This is a genomic window from Streptomyces sp. SID12501, assembly GCF_010550245.1.
Lineage (GTDB): Bacteria > Actinomycetota > Actinomycetes > Streptomycetales > Streptomycetaceae > Streptomyces.
In genome coordinates this window covers 1-432 of sequence record NZ_JAAGLU010000709.1, presented here as the reverse complement: position 1 = coordinate 432, position 432 = coordinate 1, and the positions used below count along the sequence as shown (strand labels likewise).

The 432-nt window shown below is 73.4% G+C and carries 1 pseudogene; it reads right to left on the bottom strand.

Going from position 1 to position 432, the window contains the following annotated elements:
* A pseudogene (locus G3I71_RS48035) lies at positions 1-432 on the bottom strand (maltose ABC transporter permease); the annotation flags it as partial.

Here is a 432-nt window from a genome sequence, read left to right as displayed (position 1 = left end):
TCGGCGTCGGTGAACAGGGTGGCCCGCGGCACGACCTCCCAGCCCGGGACGTGCGTGGGCACGCCCCGGTCGTCGAGCGCGGCCCCCGGCACCGGGCTCAGGGGGTCGTCGGCCGTGCCGACCCGCACCTCGCCGTCCTGCGAGACGGCGAACCCCAGGACGTCGCCGTCGCGCACGACCGCCAGCGGGTAGGTGGGCGAGTCGTCGGCGCGCCGCTCGTCCTGGATCAGCGCGGCGTCGACCGCCTGCTGCATCGAGCCCAGGTGCCCCGTGCCGTAGTTCGTGAACGCGACGTAGCCCGTGTAGAGCAGCGTGAAGACCTGGAACACCGCGAGGAACACCAGGCCCGGGTACAGGTACTTCAGCGGGCGGGTCCGCCGCGCGAAGTAGATCCAGTCGGCTGCGGCGAGCAGCACGACGAGCACGCCGAGG